Raw genomic sequence first — 400 nt, 5'->3', positions numbered from 1 at the left:
GTTTGTTATATTTCAGTGCGCTATAGGTGATTTGGGCTATGCGCACCTACTAATTTGCTCTTTTCACTGGAGTTTCACCAGATCATCAGTAAGTTAAACTTAAAAGAGCGGTGGTTCTCCCAAAACATGGCAACACATTTTGAAAGTTGCTTAAATTTACTACTAGTTTTGTTGATAATTTTCGTACCCATAAGCTCTCCCTCCTTAGTCTGACTAGTTAAAAACCCCACAATTTCCGCTAAGAGAAACTGCACCACAAAAACAGGTGGATTTGACGCAAAGTAAATCGAGGCTGCCATCATCAGTCTCAGGAGACCACCACTGAGAGACGTATTCACGTTTCGGCTTTCGATTTAATTTTTAACATTATAACGTACTGAACTAAAAAGAAATATAACGC

Annotated in this window: 1 other RNA gene; it reads right to left on the bottom strand. The window is 38.8% G+C overall.

Annotated elements, in window-relative coordinates:
* Positions 1 to 286 precede the first annotated feature (286 nt).
* An RNA gene (locus AACW06_RS20150) (hammerhead ribozyme type II) lies at positions 287 to 347 on the bottom strand.
* Positions 348 to 400 lie beyond the last annotated feature (53 nt).

Source organism: Vibrio sp. S12_S33, from assembly GCF_963889785.1.
Lineage (GTDB): Bacteria > Pseudomonadota > Gammaproteobacteria > Enterobacterales > Vibrionaceae > Vibrio > Vibrio aestuarianus.
The sequence above is the reverse complement of the archived record's forward strand: the minus strand, read 5'-3'. Positions and strand labels throughout refer to the sequence as shown.